Annotated in this window: 13 protein-coding genes; all 13 read left to right on the top strand. The window is 47.5% G+C overall.

The genetic code is table 11. The features are described 5' to 3' along the window. Position 1: 1 nt before the first annotated feature. The 13 genes from C7475_RS07075 to C7475_RS07020 all read left to right on the top strand — a co-directional run bounded on the left by C7475_RS07075 (position 2) and on the right by C7475_RS07020 (position 24,435). On the top strand, positions 2–466 hold the full coding sequence (locus C7475_RS07075; protein WP_110052597.1) for a phage tail protein: 465 nt from the start codon (positions 2–4) through the stop codon (positions 464–466). A 24-nt stretch (positions 467–490) separates the two neighbouring features. Next, complete coding sequence (locus tag C7475_RS33135; protein WP_199236179.1) at positions 491–661, top strand: DUF5908 family protein; 171 nt, start codon at positions 491–493, stop codon at positions 659–661. Continuing rightward, positions 661–1,371 (top strand): hypothetical protein, encoded by a 711-nt coding sequence (locus C7475_RS07070; protein ID WP_199236178.1) that lies wholly within the window; start codon positions 661–663, stop codon positions 1,369–1,371. The genes C7475_RS33135 and C7475_RS07070 overlap by 1 nt, the downstream gene beginning before the upstream one ends. Before the next feature lie 2 nt (positions 1,372–1,373). After that, the gene (gene vgrG, locus C7475_RS07065; RefSeq protein WP_110052596.1) at positions 1,374–3,161 is read left to right on the top strand and encodes a type VI secretion system tip protein VgrG; all 1,788 of its coding nucleotides are present in this window, start codon (positions 1,374–1,376) and stop codon (positions 3,159–3,161) included. A gap of 19 nt (positions 3,162–3,180) precedes the next feature. Next, positions 3,181–3,471 (top strand): PAAR domain-containing protein, encoded by a 291-nt coding sequence (locus C7475_RS07060; RefSeq protein WP_110052595.1) that lies wholly within the window; start codon positions 3,181–3,183, stop codon positions 3,469–3,471. Between the two features lie 25 nt (positions 3,472–3,496). Next, complete coding sequence (locus C7475_RS07055; protein ID WP_110052594.1) at positions 3,497–3,955, top strand: GPW/gp25 family protein; 459 nt, start codon at positions 3,497–3,499, stop codon at positions 3,953–3,955. Next, positions 3,955–7,962, top strand: coding sequence for a baseplate J/gp47 family protein (locus tag C7475_RS07050; RefSeq protein WP_110052593.1), 4,008 nt, complete (start codon positions 3,955–3,957; stop codon positions 7,960–7,962). The genes C7475_RS07055 and C7475_RS07050 overlap by 1 nt, the downstream gene beginning before the upstream one ends. 31 nt (positions 7,963–7,993) lie before the next feature. Then, positions 7,994–9,679 carry a tail fiber domain-containing protein gene (locus tag C7475_RS07045; protein ID WP_110052592.1) on the top strand — a complete coding sequence of 562 codons (1,686 nt, stop codon included), beginning with the start codon at positions 7,994–7,996 and terminating at the stop codon, positions 9,677–9,679. A 44-nt stretch (positions 9,680–9,723) separates the two neighbouring features. Beyond that, positions 9,724–16,971 (top strand): hypothetical protein, encoded by a 7,248-nt coding sequence (locus C7475_RS07040; RefSeq protein ID WP_110052591.1) that lies wholly within the window; start codon positions 9,724–9,726, stop codon positions 16,969–16,971. A 26-nt stretch (positions 16,972–16,997) separates the two neighbouring features. Beyond that, positions 16,998–20,219, top strand: a complete 3,222-nt coding sequence (locus C7475_RS07035; protein WP_110052590.1) for a hypothetical protein — start codon at positions 16,998–17,000, stop codon at positions 20,217–20,219. After that, positions 20,219–22,012, top strand: a complete 1,794-nt coding sequence (locus C7475_RS07030) for a contractile injection system tape measure protein (RefSeq protein ID WP_110052589.1) — start codon at positions 20,219–20,221, stop codon at positions 22,010–22,012. The genes C7475_RS07035 and C7475_RS07030 overlap by 1 nt, the downstream gene beginning before the upstream one ends. 89 nt (positions 22,013–22,101) lie before the next feature. Then, positions 22,102–22,884 carry a ParA family protein gene (locus C7475_RS07025; protein ID WP_110052588.1) on the top strand — a complete coding sequence of 261 codons (783 nt, stop codon included), beginning with the start codon at positions 22,102–22,104 and terminating at the stop codon, positions 22,882–22,884. Between the two features lie 24 nt (positions 22,885–22,908). Next, positions 22,909–24,435: a DUF4157 domain-containing protein gene (locus C7475_RS07020; RefSeq protein ID WP_110052587.1), complete on the top strand. Its 1,527-nt coding sequence runs from the start codon at positions 22,909–22,911 to the stop codon at positions 24,433–24,435. Positions 24,436–24,459 lie beyond the last annotated feature (24 nt).

The following is a 24,459-nucleotide window of genomic DNA, read 5'->3' as shown; positions in this document are numbered from 1 at the left end:
AATGGCAGCCGCTAATTATCCTCCTGTAGGGTTTCATTTTAAAGTAGAGTTCCTGTTCGACCCAAAGGGTGAGACACCGCCATCGGGCAACGACATCTTTTTCCAGTCAGTATCAGGGCTCAACTTTCAAATGCAGACAGACACGTTGCGGGAGGGAGGAGAGAACCGCTTTGAGCATGTCATCCCAATGCGCAATAAATGTACGGACCTCGTACTGCGCCGCGGCATCTTCAAACCGAAAGACTCTACCGTATCGCAGTGGTGCCTGGATGCGTTCAGGAACTTCAGCTTTGCGCCCATTGATCTCAACGTTACCCTGCTGAATGAACAGCACGAGCCGCTGATGGTGTGGAAAGTACACCGCGTGTGGCCGAAGAGCTGGAAGGTGGCAGACTTCAATGCGGATAAAGGCGAAGTGGTCATTGAAACCTTTGAACTCAATTATAACTATTTCAACGTGGAATAGTTAGCAACCTAAAAAACAGGCCCCATGCCAGTAGAGATAAGAGAAATGGTCATCAAGGTAGCTGTCGATGAAGCTGCCGGTAAGAAAGGTAACACAGGCGGCAGCAATGGACAGCAGGAGGGATCTCCTGATGCGATCGTACGCACCTGCGTGGAAAAAGTGCTGGAAATCCTGAAAGATCAAAGAGAACGCTGATGGCAACGAAAAAAGAAACGGCGAATGTAGAGAAGATCGTCATCCGGCCCTTCCTCAATCCCAAACAGGATAAATCAGCCGGCGCCGATTTTACCATCCCCATTAACCCGGAGAGTTATGCGCAGTCCTACAAGGTAGAGGCTAAAGATAAATCGACCGGCGGTAACCAGGGAAGCGCTCCGGAATACAAGTTCACCGCGCCTGAACAGCTCAAACTGGATTTCACGCTGGACAACACCGGTACCATTGAGGGGAATATCCTGAACGGCACGGAAGTAAAAGACCAGGTGGACCAACTGCTGAATGTCGTGTACAAGATGCAGGGCGAGGCCCATAAGCCTGCCATCCTGAAGATCCAGTGGGGATTGTTCACCTTTGACTGCATCCTTGCTACCCTGGATATCAACTATGTGCTTTTTAAGCCCGATGGAGCGCCTTTAAGGGCAAAGGTGAGTGCTTCGTTCACTCAATACGTTGAGCCCAAAAAACGGGTCGCAAAAGAGGATAAGCACTCACCTGACCTTTTCCGTAGTGTAAGAGTGGCTGACGGCGATACATTACCACAGCTCTGTTACAAAAGCTACGGAGATCCTGCTCTGTACATGCAGGTTGCTTATTACAATGAACTGGTCAGCGTACGGAAATTACGTACGGACGATCAACTGGCCTTCCCGCCGGTAAAAAATACTGAGACCCAAAAAACTTCCTGAACATGGCGAACGAGGAGAACATAGGCACAGACGAACGGATCATACCTACCCCGAACATCTATGATTACACCAATATCGAGGTGCTGATCAACGGTAACAGGGTGAGTGAGCCTTCGTATCAGTTGCGCTCAGTGTGTGTCGTGAAGGAAGCGAACCAGATACCATATGCGCGCATCCAGTACCTGGACGGAGATATATCCCAGGAGAAATTTGCGGTGAGCGACGCGGCGGATTTCATTCCGGGGAATAAGATCGAACTGCAGGTAGGACGTGATGGTAAACAGGTCAGCGTTTTCAAAGGCATTATCGTCAAGCATGGCATTAAAGCTACTGAGAACGGTAACGGCTGTCTGTATCTCGATTGCCGGGACGAAGCCGTATCACTTACACTGGGCAGGAAGAACAAGTATTTCAGGGACATTACTGACAGCGATGCACTGAAACAGGTGCTGGGCAGTAAGGCCGGTACGCTGGAGGCCACCTCCGTACAGCATAAGGAACTGGTACAGTTCTACTGCACGGACTGGGACTTTGCACTGAGCCGCGCTGAAATGAACAGTTGTATCCTGCTGGTGCAGGATGGTAAGGTGAATATGGTGAAACCTGCAACGAAGGCGCCATCTATTGTACTGGTGTACGGCGCAACGATCGAGGAGCTCGACGCGGAAATAGACGCCCGTACACAGTGGCAGGAAGTGAGCGCCAGTTCGTGGAGCTACAAGGACCAGGCAGTAAAAGAGAACGCTACAACAAGTGTTCCTTTCAAAGAAGCCGGTAACCTGACAGGCAGTAACCTGGCCAAAGCGGTATCGCCTGCAAAGCTGGAGCTGCGTCACAGCGGTCTGGTAAGCGAGCCGGAACTGAAAGCATGGACCGAGTCGGTGATGCTGAAAAGCAGGATGTCGAAGATCCGCGGCCGTGCCAAGATAAAAGGATCTCCCGATACAAAACCGGGTGATACCATTGAACTGAAAGGGCTCGGCAGCCGCTTCAACGGAGAAGTGTATGTAAGTGGCGTACGTCATGAATATGCGGACGGCATCTGGTCTACACAATTGCAGTTCGGGATCTCTCCCGAGTGGTTCCATCATAAACCTGAACTGATAGAAACGCCTGCTGCGGGCATGATGCCTGCAGTACAGGGTTTACAGATAGGTGTGGTGGTACAGTTGGAAAGCGACCCTGACGGAGAGGACCGCATCCTGGTAAAGATGCCGCTGACAGACAACAACGATAAAGGCACCTGGGCACGAATGGCGTCACTGGATGCCGGAAAGGAAAGGGGCTACTACTTCCGTCCTGAAATAGGCGATGAAGTGATCGTTGGTTTTGTTAATGATGATCCACGTTTTGCGGTAGTGCTGGGCATGTTGCACAGCAGCAATAAACCGGCGCCGGTGCAGGCCACAGATACAAACCATATCAAAGGACTGGTAACGCGCAGCAAAATGAAAACCATGTTTGACGATGAGAACAAGGTGATGAAGATGGAAACGCCTGCGGGCAATTTCATCGAGCTGAGTGAAAAAGACAAGGCTATCACCATCCAGGACCAGCATGGCAACGTGATCAAAATGGAATCAGCCGGTATAACCATTAAAAGCGCAAAAGACATTAAGATGGAAGCTACAGGTGCTTTCTCGCTGAAAGCCGGTACTGATATCAAAATAGAAGGAACGACCATTGCCGGTAAAGCAAGTACCACGCTGGAGCTGAACGGACAGGCGAAAGCCAAAGTAGCCTCTTCGGCCATGCTGGAACTACAGGGTGGAATGGTCAAGATTAACTAAAGGAATAAAACAAAAGACAATGCCCCCGGCAGCAAGAATATCAGATATGCATGTTTGTCCCATGGTAACCGGCGTAGTGCCACATGTTGGCGGCCCTATTTCCGGCCCCGGGGTAGCCACAGTGCTGATAGGCGGAATGCCTGCAGCTACGGTAGGCGACATGCTGGTGTGTACCGGTCCGCCGGACGTGATCGTAAAAGGTTCCGCTACTGTGATGATAGGAGGCAAGCCTGCTGCCCGTATGGGCGATATGACGGCCCATGGCGGCTCTATCGTATTAGGATTGCCGACAGTGATGATAGGAGGATAAATTTTGACGCTTAAAAGTTTTGTATATGCTCGACGCAAAGGATTTTTTAGGCTGCGGCTGGTCTTTTCCTCCCACCTTCCGCAAAGACAATAACGACAAAGACTGTTACGCCGTAATGGCCGTAGGGCGGGAGGATATAGAGCAAAGCCTGCATATTCTTTTATCGACCAGTCTGGGAGAGCGCGTAATGCTTCCCCAGTTTGGATGTAACCTGGCAGATTACCAGTTTGAATCCATGAGCAATACACTGATCGGTTTCATTACAGACCTGGTAACAAATGCCATTCTCTACTATGAAGCAAGAATAAAGGCCGATAAGATCACTGTATCCCAGTCAGACTCCTGGGATGCCATACAGGGATACTTGCGCATTAACATTGATTATACCATCAGGGCAACTAATTCCCGGTACAACTATGTATATGACTTTTATGTACAGGAAGGCCGTTCAGAAGGAATAAATGCAGCCATAGCAATAAGATAATGAATGCTTCAGATAACATATCAATTAACCTGGTACGCGATGGTGTAAGCCAGTTGCAGCGCAAAATGGAAGCGCTGTCAACAGAAGGTGTGCAGATAGACGAACGCAGTACGGCGCAGCTTTTGGGCTTCCTCTACCGCTATGCCAGGTATGTACTTTATTACGATGACAGGGACCAGCCTTTCCGCAAGGCAGACTCCCCGCTGATGCCCCGTGGCGACTGGCAGGACTTCTTCCGCAGTAATCCTCCTTTCCAGTATGCCGCCATCCAGCAATTTGATACTGCCGGTTTTGACGCTGCTTATCAGAAGGCACGGACAGCATTGCCGCAACAGTTGCCGGCAGACCAGTTCTGGTCTATGTTCTTCCGCATCCTGGATATGGTGATGCAGATAAACAGCTGGCATTCCCAACTGGACGATACTACAGGACTTAGCGGCATGCTGGGTGCACTCGTATCGTCAGATTTCAGCAAGGCGTTGTATCGCCTCATTGCTATCGCTAATACGATGGTGGACAGTGATAATCCGCTGCCGGAAGAAGCAGTGAACAATATTGCTGTTCTGCGCGGGAATCCGGACTGGAACCTGACGATGGATAAACTGATCGCCAAAGATGCTTACCTGGTAAGACTGGGCAGTTATCCCCGCCGCAAGCGTGAGAAAGTACTAACGCAGCTGGACGAACTGTTTGTCATCTTCTATAAAGGCATTTTGCAGGTACAGGATTTTGCTGTGAAGGATTTCGACGCTGTGCTGCATGGCCAGCAGAAACATCAGCCCCATGTAGGCCTGCTGTACGCCTTCCTGCAACTCTTTTCACAGGTGAAGACGCAGATGAACACCATCGGCCGCCAGCACCTGAACTTCTTCTACGAAGAGGTATTGCAGCTGAAAAAGAAACCGCTCACACCCGATCATGTACACCTGGTAGCAGAACTGGCCAAACAGTTACCCGATTACCTGCTGAAAAAAGATATTGCCGTAAAAGCCGGCAAAGATGCTACCGGCAAAGAAGTTAGTTTCTATACGGAGGAAGATGTTGTACTGAACAAGGCAAAGGTGAGCGAGCTGCGTACGCTTTTCAAAGATGATAAGGCGAATGTATATGTTGCTCCCGTAGCTGCCAGTGCTGATGGCCTGGGTGAAGGATTCCGTAACCCTGCTTATAACAGCTGGCCTCTGCTGGGAGCAGCGCAGTACGTAAGCAAGAATAATCCGCAGGCAGGTACCACCCATTTCCCTTTCGCTTCTACAGGATTGTTACTTGCTTCCCCTGTATTGTTGCTGAAAGAAGGTACCCGCAATGTAACGGTTATTATTGAAGTGACGCCATTGGCCGACAAAGCGGCGCAGCTGGCGGCCTTGCTGGGCAAGTCCTTTTATCTGCTGAATGAAGATGTACTGAAAGCCTTCGAGAAAGGTGGTATTGATAAGGGCAGTGTAACGGCTATCAAAAATAAAATGAAGATTGCCGGTGTTACAGAAAAGTGGCTGGAAGACGGCGCAGGTGATAATGATTTTGCAACGTACACGAACGTTGGCGCACAGCAATTGCCTGCAGCAAAAGAGATTGCACGCAGAGGATTGTTGCAGGTGGATTGTACTACCGCAGACGGATGGTATCCTGCACCCGCGAAGACATTGACCCTGGCACTGGTAGATGGCAATAAGCTGACGGTAAACTTTGAACTTCCTGCAGATGCGCCGGCACTGACTGCGCCACTGCCGGATGTGATAAAGGCTACATACCCGGTAGAAGATCCTTTACTGCGCATCCTGTTCAATCATAGCCTGCATTATTACCTGGCAGAAAGCTCAACGCCCTGGTATGATACGCTCAGCAACCTTGTTATTCAGAATACAACGGTCAATGTACATGTGACCAATATTAAAAATCTGCTGATCGGTAATGACGAAGGACCACTGGATGCTAACAATAAGTTCCTTCCCTTCACCAGCATACCGAAGGCTGGCAGCAACTTCTATATAGGGAGTGATGAGGTGTTCAGGAAGCGATTGACTTCTCTGAAACTCAAAATGGAATGGGAAGGACTACCAAAGAATTTTACAGCGCATTATGCGGCATATAATATCCCGGGCATCTCCAATACCTATTTCACGGCAAACTTACAGCGCCTGAATAACGGAAAGTGGGATGACATCGGGGGCGGTTCCGGTACACAGCTGTTCGCTCAGAACGGTAGTGATCTTTCGCCGGAGAGCAATATTACTATACCGGAAACAGATAAGATTCCCTTAGTAACACAAACGGCTCCATTGCTTCCTTACAACAATGCAGCATTGTATGGTTTCTTACGGTTAAGGCTTGTTAATAGTTTTAAACACGATGAATATCCGGGGATCCTTGCTTCCCAGATGATGAAGGTGGGCAACCTGAAGCTGACCGACATACAGTCACGGGCAGGTACTTTGTTAGGTAAGGCGGATGATACGCAGGGACTGACAGAGGAGGCGAAGAAAAAAGCGAATGCGATAACAAAGGACGATCCGGATACGGTGTTCGAGCTGATGAGAAAAGCAGTCGTTGACGCAGATACAAGTGCGGAAAGCACGTATAGTGAGGCATGGTGGATGAATTGGTTTGTAGGTAACAATCCGGGTGAGATAATCGGATTCCCTGCGCCGCCATATACTCCTACTATTAAAGCATTCTCCCTGGAATATGATGCGACCGCTACAGGTGCTGATGTGACCCTGTTGCATAAGTATCCTTATGAGGAAGGTAACTATAAGACCTTGTCTTCCGGTGCTACTGCTCACTTCATGCCGGTGTATGAAGACGAGGGTACACTTTATATCGGGCTGGAACAAGCCATACCTGGTACTAATGTGGCATTGCTGTTCCAGTTGTCAGAATTTACAGCTAATCCTGATATCCGCAGGGCCGACATACAATGGCATTACATGTCAGGTAATGAATGGAAGCCTTTGGAGAAGAATACACAGATCATCAGTGATACTACCCGGGAAATGCTGGTATCGGGTATTGTAACGATCGCATTGCCGTGGGATGCTGACACGGGGCATACTGTATTGCCATCCGGTTTCCACTGGCTGCGTATTACAACGCATCAGTATTCGGCAGCGGTATGTGAAGCTGTAGCTGTTATAGCACAGGCATCACTGGCGGTATTCCGCAACCAGGAGAATGATCCCGCGCGTGTGGGAGCTGCACTGCCAGCTCAGACTATCAGCAGTTTAGTAGTGCCGGATGCGATGATCACAAAGATCTCTCAACCTTATCCATCATTCGGAGGCAGGAAAGAAGAAACGGCGGACGAGTTCTATATCCGCGTCAGCGAGCGTTTACGCCACAAAGGAAGAGCTATTAATGTTTTCGACTACGAGCGTATCATATTGGATGCATTCCCTGAGATCTTCAAGATCAAATGTATCCCGCACAGTAAAATGTGCCGTGACGCGCAGGGAAACATTACGCAGCTGCAATCTCCCGGATGGGTAACGCTGGCGGTGATACCGCGGATAGATGATTATCCTGCAGATGAAAGATTCAGTCCTAAAGTGAGCCGTATCATTCTTGAGCGGGTTAGCGAATACCTGCGTTCCCGCACATCTGTATTTGCAAAGGTACAGGTCATTAATCCGGTATACCAGCCTGTGAGCTTCAGAGGCAGCATCCGGTTGCGGCCGGGAAAGGATGCCAATTTCTACCAGAAGAAACTGGTCGGCGAAGTACAGGCATATCTGTCGCCATGGATCAACAGCGGTTCGCAGGATATCGTATTCGGCGGCACCATGATGATGTCCTCCGTATTACAGTTTATTGAGAACCGTGATTACGTGGATTATGTCACCGACTTCACCATGTTCGTGAACACGGGCGGAGTAGAAGGACCACCAGTAAAAGCGGTAACAGCTGATACTCCGTGGTCTGTACTGATCGGCGGCGAACAAACTTATACAATCATCACTAAAGATACCTGTACGGGCGCGAGTCAGCAACCGGTATTCAGGGTCCAATAAATCATTCACAAAAAAACTAAAAGATACTCCCATGTCTATAACAACCAGAGCAGCGCTGAAAGCACAATTTAAGACCGGCGCTATACCGACCTCGCAGGATTTCTTTAACCTGATAGACTCTACGCTGGTAAGGAGGGATGATGCTTTTTTCGGCAAATGGGCGGCTGGGATCTGCTATTACGAAGGCGATGTAGTGATCTATAATAATGCGCTGTATACCTGTGTGCCGGCTGGCGATAAGCCATGCGGTTGCGACGGTAAGGACGGCGATGTGAAAGCCGATAAAAGCAAAGGACATTGCTCCGTGGATAATCCTGAAATAGATTGCACCAACTGGAAAATGCTGGACATTGATGCTTCCGATGAAGATTGGGAGATCATCCGCAATGAAGATAAAGTTCCCATTATCATGTATGCCAAAGTATTTGGCAAGATCGGTATGGGTACGGAAGACCCTAAAGCACGGGTGCACATCCATGTAGAAGAACTGAGCAGTGATTTCCTTTTCAGCCCTGATAATGCGCAATCGCCCGAGTTCGTAATACAGCACACAGGTGATGGTACAAAGTCATTATCAGAAAAGCTGGCCGATAATAAAGCTGTATTTACCACCAATACAGAAGGGTTCCTCTTCACCACTACCGTACCGCCGGTGCCTTCAGATGGCGAAGAGAATACGCCCAAAGAAGCAGTACCCGTAAAACCAGTGTTCATTATGACACCGGACGCCGGTGCAGCCGTTGGTATCGGTACTATTGCTCCCGAAGCAGGTGTGGACATCCAGAACCAGTCTTCTGCACGCCTGTTACTGAATCCGGTGCAGGCAGTGGTGCCACAGGCTGTATGGGTCCATAAAGCGGAATTCAGTCAGCAGAGCCACCTGAGTGTTACTCTGGACGATCATGTATCCAGTTTCACGACCAATGCACCTGATGGTTTTTATTTCCGCAGGGGGCTGGATGAAACCAGGAACTATCTGAAGAATATATCACAACCTTCATCGGAAACACTGGTAGCTATTAAACAGGATGGCCGTGTAGGTATTGGTACGGAGACACCTGTTACCAATGTGGAGATCACCAAAGCCAATAGCGCAGGTGCTTTCCTGATGTGCCTTGATAATACCAATCCCGCATTCAGTATCATCAATAACCGCCCTAATAATGAAAAACGCAATTACTTGCTGCTGGGTGCAGACAATGACTGGGGCGCGTTCCTCACAGATGCATCGAAAGGTTTTGTGTTTAAAAAGGGCCGTGAATATGGTAACGGCAACGAACTGGAAATAAACCAGGGAGAGGATCTCGTAACGATCTCCGCTGAAGGCAAAACTATCATCGGTGGCATTACACCGGCAGGCTTTGACCTGAATGTAAAAGGTAAGGCACGCGCCTTTGGTTTGTATCTCGATACGGATGTCCGTAAGGTGAACAATCCTACGAAACTGGGTAACGTGATCGATAAGGTGAAGAAGCTGAACCCTGTTACGTTCACCTTTAATCAGCAGAAGGCCAATTGCCCCGGAGGAGAAGCGCAGATAGGTTTCCTGCCGCACCAGGTGGAAGAGTTCTTCCCTGAACTGGTAAATACAGACACCGATGGCACGCAGACGCTGGCATATGCGAATATGGTGGCAGTGCTGACCAAAGCCATACAAGAACAGCAGGAAACGATCGCTGCGTTGCAGAAACGCCTGGATGCCCTGGAGGGTAAATAACCAGGTACCGATCACCGATATATTATACCAAGCACTATCTTAAAATGCCTGATCTTAAATATATAACTACAGATAAGAACAGCGGGTTCCCGGAATACCTGGACTTTGCCATGCTGCGCAAACTGGGCATTCAGCACGTTGCGGAGCTTTCAGGCAAGATATGGACGGACCACAACCTGCATGACCCGGGCATCACGATGCTGGAGGCGCTTTGCTATGTGCTGACCGATCTGGACTATCGTACCAAACTGGATTTCAAAGACCTTGTCGCACTCCGTACTGGCTCTAAGGAAGATAACTTTTATACGGCTGCACAGATACTGGGAAACAATCCGTTGACCATTGCAGACATCCGCCGTATGCTCATCGATATTAAAGGTGTACGTAATGCCTGGCTGGCGCCGATCAATGAAACGGAAACAGAAGAGGCATATTCACTCGTATATGATTGTAATACCGGTAACCTTGATAACACAAGGTTTACGGAAGAACAATCGGTAGTTCCACTGAAGGGATTATACCGTGTGTATATAGAGCCTGATGATGTGTATGCGGCCGCTTATGAAAAGGATGCCTGTGGCAATGACGTGTTCCCGATGGATACGGTATTGACAGAAATTGATACGCGCCTGCATGGGCATCGTAATCTTTGTGAAGACTTCCCTGATATCGTGGTGCTGGAGAAAGAGCCGATCAGCCTTTGTCTGCATATTGAACTGGCAGCAAACTTTGATCCTGACGATGTGTTGCTGAAAATTTACAGCGATATACAGGATTTCCTGTCGCCAGCCCCTGTCTTTTATAGCCTGCAACAATTGCTGGAAAAAGGCAGAGGTATGGAGGAGATTTTTGAAGGACGTCCCTACGATTTTATCAACGATGTGCCTTTGCAACAGAACGGTTTTATTGACGTGCAGGAGCTGGAAAGTCTGGAAAGATTGACAGAGCTGCATGCTTCAGATCTTTACCGCATCATTATGAAGGTGCCTGGTGTGGCTGGTGTGACCCGTTTGCAGATGAGCAGCTTTGATGAAGAGGGATATGCCAAAACAGATGCGGATGGCAATCCAATCATTGAAGAAGGAGAAGAGTGGTGCCTCCGTCTGAAGAAGGACCATCGTCCTGTACTGTCACCTGAGACTTCCAATGTGATCTTCTTCCGCAACAAAATGCCGTTTAGTGCAAATAGGGAAGTTGTAAACCAGCGATATAAAAAAGGCATCTCCGATTACAATAAATTTCCGAAGCAAAAGGATGCACTGGACACCGTTGTGCCGCAGGGCCGACAGCTTGACCTGGCGCAATATACTTCCGTACAGTATGAGTTCCCGAAGGTGTATATGATCGGTAAGAATGATGTACCGGGCGATTCGACAGCAGCGAGAAAAGCGCAGGCATTGCAATTGCAGGCCTACCTGTTGTTCTTCGATAGGTTACTGGCGGATTATTTCGCCCAGTTATCGGGTGTCAGAAAATTATTCTCGCTGCATCCTTCACAGGACGGATCCGAACATACTTACTTTTCTGCTGATCTTAACGGCATCCCGCAGCTGCCTTCCCTCTTGCGGTATAAGAAGCAATTACCACAGAATACGCAAGGCACATCTTACAACGGTATGCAGCTGGCGTATGAACCGGATGCCAGCGGCGCCAGCCGGAAGGTGTATAACTCCATGTACCTCCGTGATGAGATGATCCGCCGTATTATCAGCGAGTGTACAAACAATAACGTAACACGTATCATACAACAGCAGGAAGATGCCGGTAACTGGTATTTTCAGCTGAGAGATGCTGCCGGGAACGTACTGCTGGAAAGTACTGTTTTCTTCAGCACAGAAATTGCTGCTGAACAGGCAGCACTGGATGTTGTTTTCCTCGCTACATTATCCGGCAGTTACAGCCGTAATAACAACCGGCAGGACGATATTTATAGCTTCGACCTGGTGTACAATGATGCTGGCGATACTGAGATGCTGACTGCATTGTATGAGACCGCAGAGCAATACCAGGAGAGAAAAGAACGCTTTCAGAATCATTTGTTGGCAAGGTTCTCAGAAGACTTTACAGACTATGCCCTGATGATGTACAATCTCAGCGGCAAGAAGAATGATCCCGCACGTAATATAGCAGACAAGGCGGCGTTCCTGTCCGCTTATCCAGAAACCAGTGCTAACCGTGCACTGGCGTTCGATTATAAAAATCCGGCTACCGGTTTCCCCGTATGTGGCCTGGAGAAAAGAGTGGCAGGACTAATGGGCATACGGCAGTCTCCTTCTGCCTCGTTAAATAATTTTGATCTTGTTACTGCTGAAAAGCAGACAGGTTTCGTTTGCGCCATAACCGGTCAGAACACTCCATTGTTTGTTAGCGAAAGCTTACATAGTAAAGAAAATATTAGTGACGTCTTTGGGAAATTCCTGGAACTCGGAAAAGAGAAGGTTAACTATAAACCTTATGGATGTCCGGGAGAAGGCGTATTTGGTTTCTATATACAATCTCCGCTAACGGCGAGTGAATGGATTGCTGCAAAGTATTCTTTTGAGTACACGACCGAAGAGGAAAGGGATGAGGTGATAGAGTGGTTCGTAAAATTCTTCCGTTGCAATGGCCAATACAAGCTCTATCCACAGACACAGGAGGGATATTATTTCCTGTTACCTGATGATTATGGCAAGACATTACTGAAAAGCAAACAAGGCTTTGAAACGCCGGAGATAGCATTATCTCACGGGTATGATTGCCTGGAGATATTACAGGATAGCAACGCGTGGGAAGTGGAGCCTGATATGGCTACGGGAAGTTACAGGATCATTGTTAATCACAATAATATCCAGATCGCATATCATCCGCAGACATATGGTACGAAAGAAGCTGCGGAGCAGAAGATGAAAGAATTGCAGGAATACTTCCGCAAACATTATCTCGTATACCAACGTGAAACATCTGAATTATATAACTGGCTGATGACCCATGAGGGGAAGCCGGCATGGCAGGGCGTTATTCCATTTAAGGATGAAACGCAGTTACCCCGGGCCTTTGCTCAGTTTATTGAACTGGCTGCAAAAGCGGAGAACTATGAGGTTGTGCAGACCGGTGACGGGCAATTCCGTTTGCAGGTGATCCGTAAGGAAACTGTCGATGAGGAAGGTACATCTGTCAATACCGTAATGTCTGTACACCAGTCTGATTTTCCTACGGCGGATGCGGCGCAACAATCATTGAATAACTATGTGGTGTTATTCAACCGTTTATGGCTGACAGTAAGCAGCTTAGTGACGACCGTGCCGGCAGCTATATATCATTTTAAAGACCTGGAAGCACAGGCAGGACAGCCTGCGGTTCTTTTAACAACTGTTCGTCCCGTTCCGGATGGAGCTGCGGTAGCACAGGTAACGCGCAATGTTATCCGTCACGCAGGTAATCCACAAAGAGTTTCATTGTATTCAGCAGATGACTGCCGGTATGTGGTGCAGGTGCGCGATGATGCCGGACAATTGCTGGCTGAGAGCCCTGAAACAAACGATCATATCGCAGCTACTAATTTACTGGAAAGGATACTGTTGAAAGCCGGGCAGGATACGCTTTGGGTAGAGAAAGGAGATGCGGTGAATGCGTATGGGTTCCTCTGGGAAGACGAAGCTACGCATACTCCACTATTACAGAGCATTGCCGTATGGGACGACCAGCAGGCGGCAGTCGCATCTTTCCTGGGATGGGTACTGACTGCAACAGCAGCAGATATCCAGGCAGATCAGCAACCTGGCAGCGGATATGGTTACATCGCTTATGCAAAAGACGGTGCGCCATTCGCAAAACAAGGTAAATGGTATGTTTCCGCAGAAGAAAGAGATGTTGTATTGTTATCGGTTAATCAGCAAGTGACTGCTTTGCAGACAAGCACCGGATGGTCTGCCGTTACACTGTATCATTATTACTTTAAGATCAGTGACAAGGAAGGCCTATTGTTGCAGGAACCGCATTTTTATACCAGTTATGATGAAGTGCGTACAGCTTTTTATAACACAGTTAAGTTTGGGAAACAACGGCAATATTACCTGCTGACGATTCATGATAACTGTACTTACGGTTTCAAGATCATCGATAGTAACAAAAACGTACTGGCAATACATCCGTTTGAATATACTACTACGGCTGCCAGGGACGCGGCTGTTGACCGTACGCTCCGCTTCCTGCAGGAATATGGCCAGACGGTAACCGAAGTGAAACTGACAGGCGCCTGGCGTTATAGCTGGCAATGGCTGTCATGCTGTTACTGGTATCCTGAAACTGCACTGGAAGGGCTGGACGAGAAACCTGAAAAAGAAGATGCAAAGAATGCGCTGAAATATATACTGAATACACTCGCGACCGTAGAGAGCAATTACAAGGTAGAGAAAGAAGAGGGCGGTTACCGGGTATATCTGCTGGAAGGAGAAGAGCGTGTGGCGGTGCATCCTCACTGGTATGACTCAGAACGTGAAGGAGAAGTAGCGCGTGACAGACTGATTGTCTGGGCGAAATTTAAGTTAGATGAAATAGATGCTAAAAGCTATTCGATAGAGAAAGATGTACGCACAGACCTCTATAAGGGCGATGATGAAGAAGCAGCGATCGGCTACCGTCTATGGGACCGTGATTTCAGGATGGCCCGGTATTGTGAGCAGTTCGATACAGCGGAAGAACGGGAGCAGGTGATAACAACATTGCTGGAACGTTATCATCGTAAGCAACCGGGTTATACTGTGTTGGAAAAGGGAGCATCTGTGGTAACCGGGGAGAAAGGTATTTATTATTATCAGCTGCGCCGGAATGATCTGCTGCTATGGCAGAGCGTGAAGGCTTATGCTACAGCAGCAGATGCAGCAGCAGCATTCCAGGTTGAAAGCTGGGAGCTGTTACAACGTTCTCTGTATGTCGAAAATTACAGTGCCTGGACGCCTGTTACAGAAGATCTTTACCTGAATGACGAGAAGGGACAAGCGCTCGCAGTAGCTAAGATCACACCGGGTAGTTATGATGCTTATACTGCCGCTGTAAAGGCAAGGCAACAATTCGCCCGCAAACATGGTATATATCGTAAAGCAGATGGGACGTTTGCTTTCCATATTTACAATACCAAGACGAATAGATACGAATGGGAGAGTACCCATACGTACCCTGATGCGGATGCTGCCATGGCAGACCTGCTGGAGTTCCTGCAACTGCTGTTGTTCAGGGGGAACTATTGCCTGGACAACGAAACAGTGGGATGTTACTATTCCATCAACCTGGGCAAAGTGTTGCTTGACATTCAACATGTGACTGAAATATGTGAAAAGAAAGATGATGAAGGCGAAGGCGGGAATGAGGAAGAGGAAGAAGAAGTGGGTGTTGAACAAGCAGCATGGGATGCGTTACAATTCTTTCTTGACAATCTCGATCCTGATGACAGGAATTTCTTCCCTTACACGAATTATGCTGCTGGTTGCCGGTATTCGTTCCGTATGGTGGATGATAGTGTATACCGTGTAGCGCAGCATACAGGCTGGTATCAGGGTATGGAAAGAAGAGAGGAAGCAAGGATGAAATTGCAGGCAGATATCTACTGCAAGAAGCGGCTCTATGGTTGGTTTGTAAACCCTGATACGGACGATAAAATGGACAGCCGTATCCTGGTGGCCTATTTTGATAAACCTGAAAGGATCAACTATTCTCAGCTGTGGATGACCTACAAAGCTATTCCTTCTCTTACGGCGATATGGAAATCAGCTGCGGACCCATTAAGAGAACCCGAAGGGGATGAGTTGCCTGAAGATGTTCCAAGCCTGTACTATTATCAATTGTTCGATAAAGGTGGTAAAGTGATGTGGCAGACGGTGACCCGTTATAATACGCCTGAACTGGCAGAGAAGTCGGAACAGTATTTCTTTGTTTATCTGCTGGAAATGGCGAGATCTGAGACATCATATTATTATGAGCAGATGCCGGGTTGTGAGAATGCCTATACCCTTTATCTGAAAGATATGGACGGTAAGATCATTGCTGTCGCTACGGAAGTGATATGTGGTGAAGACATAGAGAACGACCGTGGCACCCGCATCTTTAACGCCATGATGTTCCCTATAGTAGAAAATGGGAAAGGATATTCATTTGAGATCAATAATATAGAGCAGGTGGTGGCTGGTGATAAGATCAGTTATGAATACACGCCTATCTGGGAATCCATACACGTGTACGATACGCCCCAGGAAGCGAAAGATGCATTAACAACTGCAAAAGACCTGCTGTTAGACCTGCGTAATTACCAGCGTGGAGATGAAGACAGTTGTGGCCCGTTCGGAGTTACACTTGTCAACCCTGCCGGTATCCTTGCAGAGCATCCACTTTCTTATACCAGTATGGCTGCTCGTAACGAAGCGATGGAACATGTCCAGACAACTATCAGTGCTGAAGGTTTACATCTGCTGGAACATATCCTGATGCGCCCCCGCGGACAGCAACAGTCTTACGAAGCACTGCAGTTACAACTGAACTGGGCGGAAGAAGAAAAGCTTAAGTTTTCAATCGCACTGAATATAGTGAGTGACTCAGCATTTGCAGATGCGACGGCTTTCATAGAGGCGTTAAAGGCAGCTTCCAAAAAGGATGACGTATTTGTTGAAAGGCAGGGCGCTACCATGACCATTTCCTGGTATAAAAAGGGTGAAAAACTGGCTGTAGCTACATTAGAGGCAACGGAACAGGTGATCAACCTGTTGAGTGATCTCACATTTGTACGTAGTGAGATGACCAGACTGCTGGAGAGCGCATCTGTGAGAAGTGTTACCACCCTGGTCATTCCTATTGTCTGCAAATCAGAAGATGCCATCCTGCCTGTATGTAGTGACGTTTGTCTGTGTTGTGATGATGAAGAAGAGATTGACGAGGAAAACGCGGCGTTCTGTGACCGCACTTTCTTTGCAGACCCTTACTCTTTCTGGGCGACGGTAGTATTGCCGGCATGGCCACAACGCTTCCGCCTGGCGCGCTTCAGGCAGTTCTTCGAAGACACATTACGGAGAGAAGCACCATCACATGTAAGACTGAATATTGTCTGGATAAGCCCACAACAGATGCTGCAGTTCGAAAAAGCATGGCGGCAATGGCTGGGTGCGCTGTCAAGAGAAGAAAGCTGTAACTACGATGAGAGCCTGCAGGCCTTAAACAATGTATTAAAGGGACTTAAAAATGTATATCCGGCTGCATACCTGTATGATGATGAAGGCGGTGACGACAAACCACTGATCATACTTGATGAGGTAATGCTTGGGTAATATTAAAATAAATAAATTCTTCAGAAATGATAATTAATGAAAATAATCCTTACCCACTTTTTAAAAAGGGGCAGCAGCTGAAGAGTGGCAGCCTGACAGGTATTGTTGAATTTGCGGAGGGAGAGGACTGGGCCACCCGTATGTATCTGGAAGGATCGGGTATCTTTTATGGTCTTAATATCGAAGTTAATCCGGGAGCGGGTACAGTGAAGCTATTGCCTGGTACGGCAGTGACTTCAGATGGTTACCTCTTTGCATTGGAAAAGGAGATCACTTATGATGGTATTAGCAAGAAAGAAGGGAAAGACTTTGAAATAGAGTTGTTTGAGCGGCCGGTTACGGTCAAGGTGCTCAACAACAGAAACGATAATAATCGTGAGCTTATTCACCGCCTTTCCGGTGTAGACCCTGCTGAGCCACCAACAAAGTTACCGGATGATACCACCCCTTATCTGATCGTTCTCATTGTGCTCGACGATGAAACTACGGTACCCAGCTGTTTGTATGGGTATGAAAATAATGAAAGTAAGAAGAACAAGAATATTTATCCTGCATTGATCCCTAAAGGCTTTTTTAAGCCGGGAGAGCTGGAACAGTGGTTTATTGGCAGTGTGGCAGATGCGGGAGATAAAGATCCGTTCGTTAATCGTTTTGGTTATACGGATAAAGAGCAGGGCGGCCCGCATATCTCTTTCAGTCGCTTTACCAGCTGGGCGCCATTCAGTTTAGGATTTGAGGAAGTTTGTAAAGCAGCCGAGCCATTGATAGGAGAAGCTTACAAAGCGGTGTACGAGCTGGTGAAAAGTAAGCTTGGATTGGACACTGTCAATCCGTTTGAAGAACTGACGGGTGACCTGGCAGATTTGAACAAGAGTGTGAAGAGTGGAGGCGGAAGGAATTACCCCTGGTTGTACGATTACTACAGGGACCTGGTGGCAGCTTACCAGGAGTTTGTTTCGACAGACATGTTCAGTTATCTGTCCTATATACCAAAGAAAGATAGATTTCCCGGTTATATTTCCCTGGGCAGTGTTCGTACAGGCGACAACAAACTGGCCTACCGTATGGGCCTGTACAGGCCTCCTTTTGCTGATCTGAGCCTTAATGCGCTGGAAAAGCCGAAGTTGCTGATGGAACGTATGAAATACCTGGCGGATGTGGAACATACACGTTTTAATGAAACAGGATTTCCACCTTCGGGAGTACTTTTTACGCCAGACGCTGGTCTTAACAAGCAGCTGTCCGAGAGGGCGATCCCATTTTATTATAAAGATCCATCTGCATTATCGCAGTCCTGGAGCGCCGCATTAACACGTAGTCGCAGGACATTCGACATCCCTGGCATAGATGACGTACGGGACAGGAAGTTCCTGACGACGAACATGGAGAACTATAATTTCTTCCGTATTAAAGGGCATACCGGCGGCGACGTTGAGGTGACGCAGACGGCTATAGAGAATCAGCGGAGAGACCTGCACCTGCCTTTTGATATTAAGTTTGTTTACCTGGGTACGGATGCAGACATGGACCCTTTAGTGCGCCAGCGATCGGCAGCTTTCAGCGATCTGACTATTCTGCTGGAAAAGATCGTGAACGATATCCGTTGTGCACGTACCTGTTCTGATGATTTCGAAAGGATAATATTCAGAGATGGGTTTGACCGCGATCAGATCGGTAATATGTTTGAAGCACTGGTGAGTTTCTTTGATAAGCCACCTGCTGATCTTGAAGAAAAGCTTGATCAGATATGCAACGAGGACGGGGTTTGTAACGATGAAAATAAAACATGCTGCAGGGCGCATTTAACATCTCTTTATGCAGTTTATAAAGAATATATAGGCCGCAAAAAGGAACTGTTGGATGGCCTCTTATTCAGTCGTTTTGCGGAAAAACATCCGGGTCTGGAGCACAATGGCGGTGTCCCTAAAGGTGGCACACTGATATTGTTGTGTACTAAAAACGATGTGGCTTCCCTTTCGGAAGAAAAGAGATCAAACCTGGTGAATTTACTGCTTAGCAGCAAGGAAGAAGAAAAAGCGGCGGCTATCAGTCTGGCGAAAGAACTGGAAGGATATAATATTGTTGCGGATTTCAGTCTGCCTTATATCTGTTGCTCCGGCAAGCCATCTATCAACCTTGTACTCCAGGATGCGCCACCGGTGGCACGCTTCGATATTGCAGAACAGAACGAATTGCCGGAAGGTGAAGGCGTAAATGTGTCACTTAAGAATCAGTCGCTGAGAGCTGATACGTATCATTGGGAATTATATGATTTCAAAGGTGAGTTTATAACAGACAAACACACTAACGATATTAATGAAGTGGTGAAGTTTGATCTGAAGAGAGAAAGAGGTGTAGTGTTTGCCGTACTGCTGACAGCTTCCCGCGATGGTATGGACAGTAAGTATTCAACGGAGATCGTGATATGTCCGAAGGGAGAAGTGAAGGTTACCAGCAATGGTAAGGATAGCGTAAACCTGGATATTACGGATTCAAATGAAGTGGAAATAGAAGTTACTCCATTTGGCGGCCGGTTCACCCTTGTTTTGCAGCAGAACGACAATCAGGAGGATATTGACCCTTCGGGATTTGACATAGACTGGAAAGAAGATAAAACAAAAGCAGTCCTGACAATATATGAACCACAGCCTGGAATTTATACCCTGGAATATGTATTTAATGTAAAAGGGTGTGAAGGCGCCGGTGGAAGACTTGAGATCAATGCTGTTACACCGACAGGAAAAGAGCCTGTTGTTAATAAAGGTTTGGCTCCTGATGAAAGTAACAAGGCAGTCGCCAATAACGATGCTGTGTTGAACAAGCGGATCCTCGGTTACCGTGGAGACGTCAATAAGATGGCGAAGGAAGATGAGACTCTGTTAGAGGACAATCGCTGGACAGATACCAAAGCCTTCCTGCTGGCAAGCGGAACACCGGAGACATTACATGCCGGTTATGAAAAGTTACAGGCAAACCTGCAGACAGGGTTTTCTAAGTTGAAAGTGGCGCAGAAGGCACAGGTCATCAAAATGCTCGCTTATGCTACCGCCTATTATATTGACAGACTGATAGTGGCGTCTCCTGATAAAGTGCCGGCAATAGCCAGGAAACTGGTAAAGGCAGCAGCTGAATCCATCTCTGCACAGAAGGACGGTGTGGCGCAGTGGCACCAGGTATGGAACACTACCGGTATTGTTACAGCAGAAAATGAAAAAACAGTAAACACTTATAAAGGACTGATCGCTTAATGGAACAGCAGCATGCCATCGGGAAACTTTTGCTGGAAGTGCAATTGCCTTCCAGGGAGGACGCCTTTGCATTGCAAGGTGCATTGAGCACGCGATGTACTACAGAGCTGGAGCCGATGCTGGCGGAACTGCTGGATAGCTGGGCAGATCCTGATACTTTATTACAGATCGACAAGCTCGAAATAGACCTGGGATCCTGCGATATGGAAACATTACGCAAGGAACTACCGGGGATGGTGATAGACTACCTGCGAAAAAATTACCAGGGCATACAGACACAGTTATCATTAGAAGCTGGTATGCAAAGGATACCGCTGACACAAGGATATTATGAAAGCTGGTTGTACTTCCTGGAGCGGGGTATCCTGCCATCTTCAGCCGTGAAATGGAGGCAGGAGGAGTGGGAGGCTGGTATCCTGGCCGCATTGTCTTCAGAAACGTATGCTTTGCAGCAATGTAAAGTATTACTCTTGGAATATCCATATGCTATCAGGCGTTTGGTGTTACAGTTCTCTCCAGCGTTTGTTCATAGTTGGATACAAGCATATAGCGCAGATGCCTACCGGCAGGTATTACAGTTAATGACGGAGTGGGAGGTGTTTGCCTATCACCCGCGACTGAAAGACGTGATGAAAACATCAACGGCTTTGCAGCAAATGACAATGCCTGTATTGCCCGATAGGGCAACGTATCAAGAGGGAATTATCATCTGGCTGATCAGGGAAATAATAGTACCGGGTCGCACAATAAGTAATGCGGCATTACTACAACAGCTGATGCAGCGATTGACGGGTCGCGTAGAAGAGGAACTGGTAGCAAGCTGGCTATACATCCTGCAAAAAACAACTACAGCGCCGGTAAAAGCGGCCGTTTTATTGCAGGAGACAGCAACTGCACTTTCCACGCAATATGCAGCAGAGATCATTGTACTACAGAAAAACATCGCAGATAATCGGCCGGTAGCCACACAGGATAAAGTTTCGCCTGAGAAGACTGATGTGAAGGACCGCCCGGAGCAACAGCAGGCATCACAGCGGAAAGACCATGAACAAGGTACTTCATCTGAAGCTTCTACAGGAAAGAAACCGGAAGAGGTGCGGACGGATAAAACATCATCAGTAAAAGAAGAACAACAAAGCCAGCAACAAAGACAAAAAAAGGAACAAGAGGAAGATGAATTGGCAGGGACCACTGCGAAGCACGCTGAAGATGGAATAAACAGTTCTTCATCTGAACGGGCAGTAGCATTGTCCGATGAGGCAGGGACCACACCGGAACCGCCATCAGAGGGCACTGTGTATTACATTAATAACGCAGGTCTGATATTGTTGCATCCTTACCTGTCTTTCTTCTTTGATGCGCTGGAATTGAGGGATGGAAAGCAGTTCAAAGATGAAGCTGCAAAGCATAGGGCGGTACAGTTACTGGGATATCTGGCTTATGGAGAGGAGGAAATTCCTGAGTATGATCTCGTATTACCTAAATTATTGTGCGGTATCCTGCCTGCAGAGCCGGTGAAACGCTTTGTACCATTAACAGATCTGGAGAAAACGGAAGCGAATGAATTGCTTACATCTGTGATCTCTCACTGGAATGCATTGGGTAATACGTCTCCGGATGGTTTGCGTGGTAACTTCCTGTTGCGGGAAGGAAAGCTGGAATGGAAAGAGGAAGAGTGGCAGCTGTATGTAACGCAGCAGGCATATGATATGTTATTGAACAGATTACCATGGGGATTTAGTGTGGTAGGATTATCGTGGATGCCATGGTTGATAAAGACTGTGTGGACCTAAGGGATGATTTCGGTATTACCGGTTGAGGCCCTACGCCAAAAACGATGTAAATAGAATCCAATTTTAATCATTCAGTTTAATTCACCCCCATGATCGTTCTGTCCATTGCAATACAAAAAGGCGGTTCAGGCAAAACAACGACGGCTCTGAATCTTGCTGCTGCCTTCCAGCGGATGGGAAAGAACGTGCTGCTCATTGACCTTGACCCACAAGCCAATCTTACCCAATCACTTGGTATCGCGGACGATTCGGACCTGAGTATATACGAACTGCTAAAACAGGCTGCCTCCGGAGAGCTGACGGATGTCAGCAAGGCAATTGTGGAAACGGGCGTATTGCCCCTTATTCCGGCCAATCTCGAACTGGCCAGCGCTGAACTGGAGCTGGTAAGCATGTATGGCAGAGAGCAGCTGTTAAACCAGATACTTGGTCAGCTGGATGATACCTACGATATGGTAGTGATCGATTGTCCACCGGCAGTAGGTATGCTGACAGTCAATGCCCTTACTGCCAGCAATTATGTATTAATGCCCCTGCAGGCGGAATTTCTGCCTTTTAAAGGTGTACAACGTTTTGTAAAGAATGTACAGCTGATCAAAAAGCAGTTAAACAAAAGGCTGGAAATACTCGGTATTGTATTGACAAAATTTGACGAACATAAAAGCATGCATCGTCAGATCAGGTCACAGCTACAGGACCTGTACCCCGGATGGGTGCTGGAGGCAGGTATTCGCAGTAATATCTCCCTGGCAAAGGCACAGGAGCAATCCAAAGATATCTTCACATTTGATGTTAATGCCAATGGCGCAAAAGATTATTACGCCCTGGCAACGGAAATAAAAGAACGCCTTTTAACAGTGGCTGAACAATAGCCCGCTTCAATAAAATCGATAGATATGAAAACGAGTAATAGTCGTCGCTATCGGAGACATCGTAACCCCGAGAAAACAGATAGAAAAGAGGGCCCTTTTTTCAGTCCTTCAAAACCTATACAAGCAAAAGAGAATGCTTTTTTTCAACCGAAACTGAGCATTGGTGCTCCGGGAGACCAGTATGAAAAGGAGGCTGACAGCGTTGCCGACAAAGTTGTGAACCGTCCGGCGGCAGCAGAAGGAACGGCAGTACAGCGGAAGGAAATTTCTGCGGTACAGGCTATGCCTGAAAAGAAGGAGGAGGAAAAGAATGTGCAGAAAAAAGGTGCGGGAGATAAGGAAGAGGAGAAAACGGTGCAGAAAAAGTCTGACCCCGATAATAAGGAAGAGGAGAAACCTGTGCAGAAGAAGTCAGAACCTGATAAAAAGGAGGAAGAGAAGACAGTACAGAAAAAGGAAGATAAAGGTAAAGAGGAAGAGAAACTGCAAAAGAAATCTGAGCCTGATAAGGAAGAGGATACTGCTGTGCAGAAGAAAGAAGAACAGGAAAAGAAACCAGCGGCTGACGAAGTGCTGAAGGAAGAAAAAGAAGAAAAGAAAGGTGGAGCACCTGCGATAATGGCAAAGGGAAATAATTCAGGCGGTGCGCAGGAAGGTAGTGCTCAGTTGGCGCAGCAACTGAAAGACCAGCGGGGTGATGGAACACCGCTTCCACGTGACGTACGAAATGAAATGAGCAATTCTATAGGAGCTGATTTTGGTAACGTGCGTATTCATACAGGAGAGAAAGCTACAGCGCTGAGTAACGAGTTGGGTGCGCAAGCTTTTACACATGGCAACGACGTTTATTTCAATAGTGGTAAATATGATACGGATTCATCAGCCGGTAAACATCTTCTGGCACACGAACTGACGCATGTTGTACAACAGGGAGCAGCACCTGCCATTGAAGGCAAACCGTCCTCTGCTTCGGCCGCTCATAGCACTCCAGGAGTACAACGGGAGATCTCAACTCCTTTGCCTGAAGGCGTGGTGCCGGATAAAAAATCGAAGATCGCAAAGTTTCCTATCGGTGATTTTACCGTAGTGGTAAAACCAGACAGAAAGGCAACAAAGGCAGATAAGGTGCCGGCGAATAACGCGAAAACAAACGGTGGTATCAGCGTTAGTTTTTCGCTGAAATATAATAAGCAGAAAAAGATTGAGAGTGTCACTATTTCCAAGAAACTGACTATTCAGACCATCTATGGAAAAAAAGTTACTTCGTCTTCTGATTCAGCTTATGGAAGAGGTCATATTAAGGCTGACAAGGACGCCGGGCATGGTACGCTTGGTTTCCACGAAGGAAGTCACGGTACCGATTTTATGGAATATGTAAAGTCTCATCCTTTTCCAGAGATCGTAATAGAGACACCTGTTACCATGAAGGAATTTAAAGAACTGAAAAAGGCCTGGAAGGAGGAATTTAAGACTTATGTTGACGACATGCATAGTACCAGCAAGACTGCAACTGATGATGTAACCGATCCCCCTGTTCCTGCGGTACCCTGATATGTGAGTTAATACATTGTTACC

The sequence above is a fragment of the Chitinophaga sp. S165 genome, from assembly GCF_003182155.1.
GTDB lineage: Bacteria > Bacteroidota > Bacteroidia > Chitinophagales > Chitinophagaceae > Chitinophaga.
Note: the sequence above shows the minus strand (reverse complement) of the source record. Positions and strands in the feature narration are given on the sequence as shown.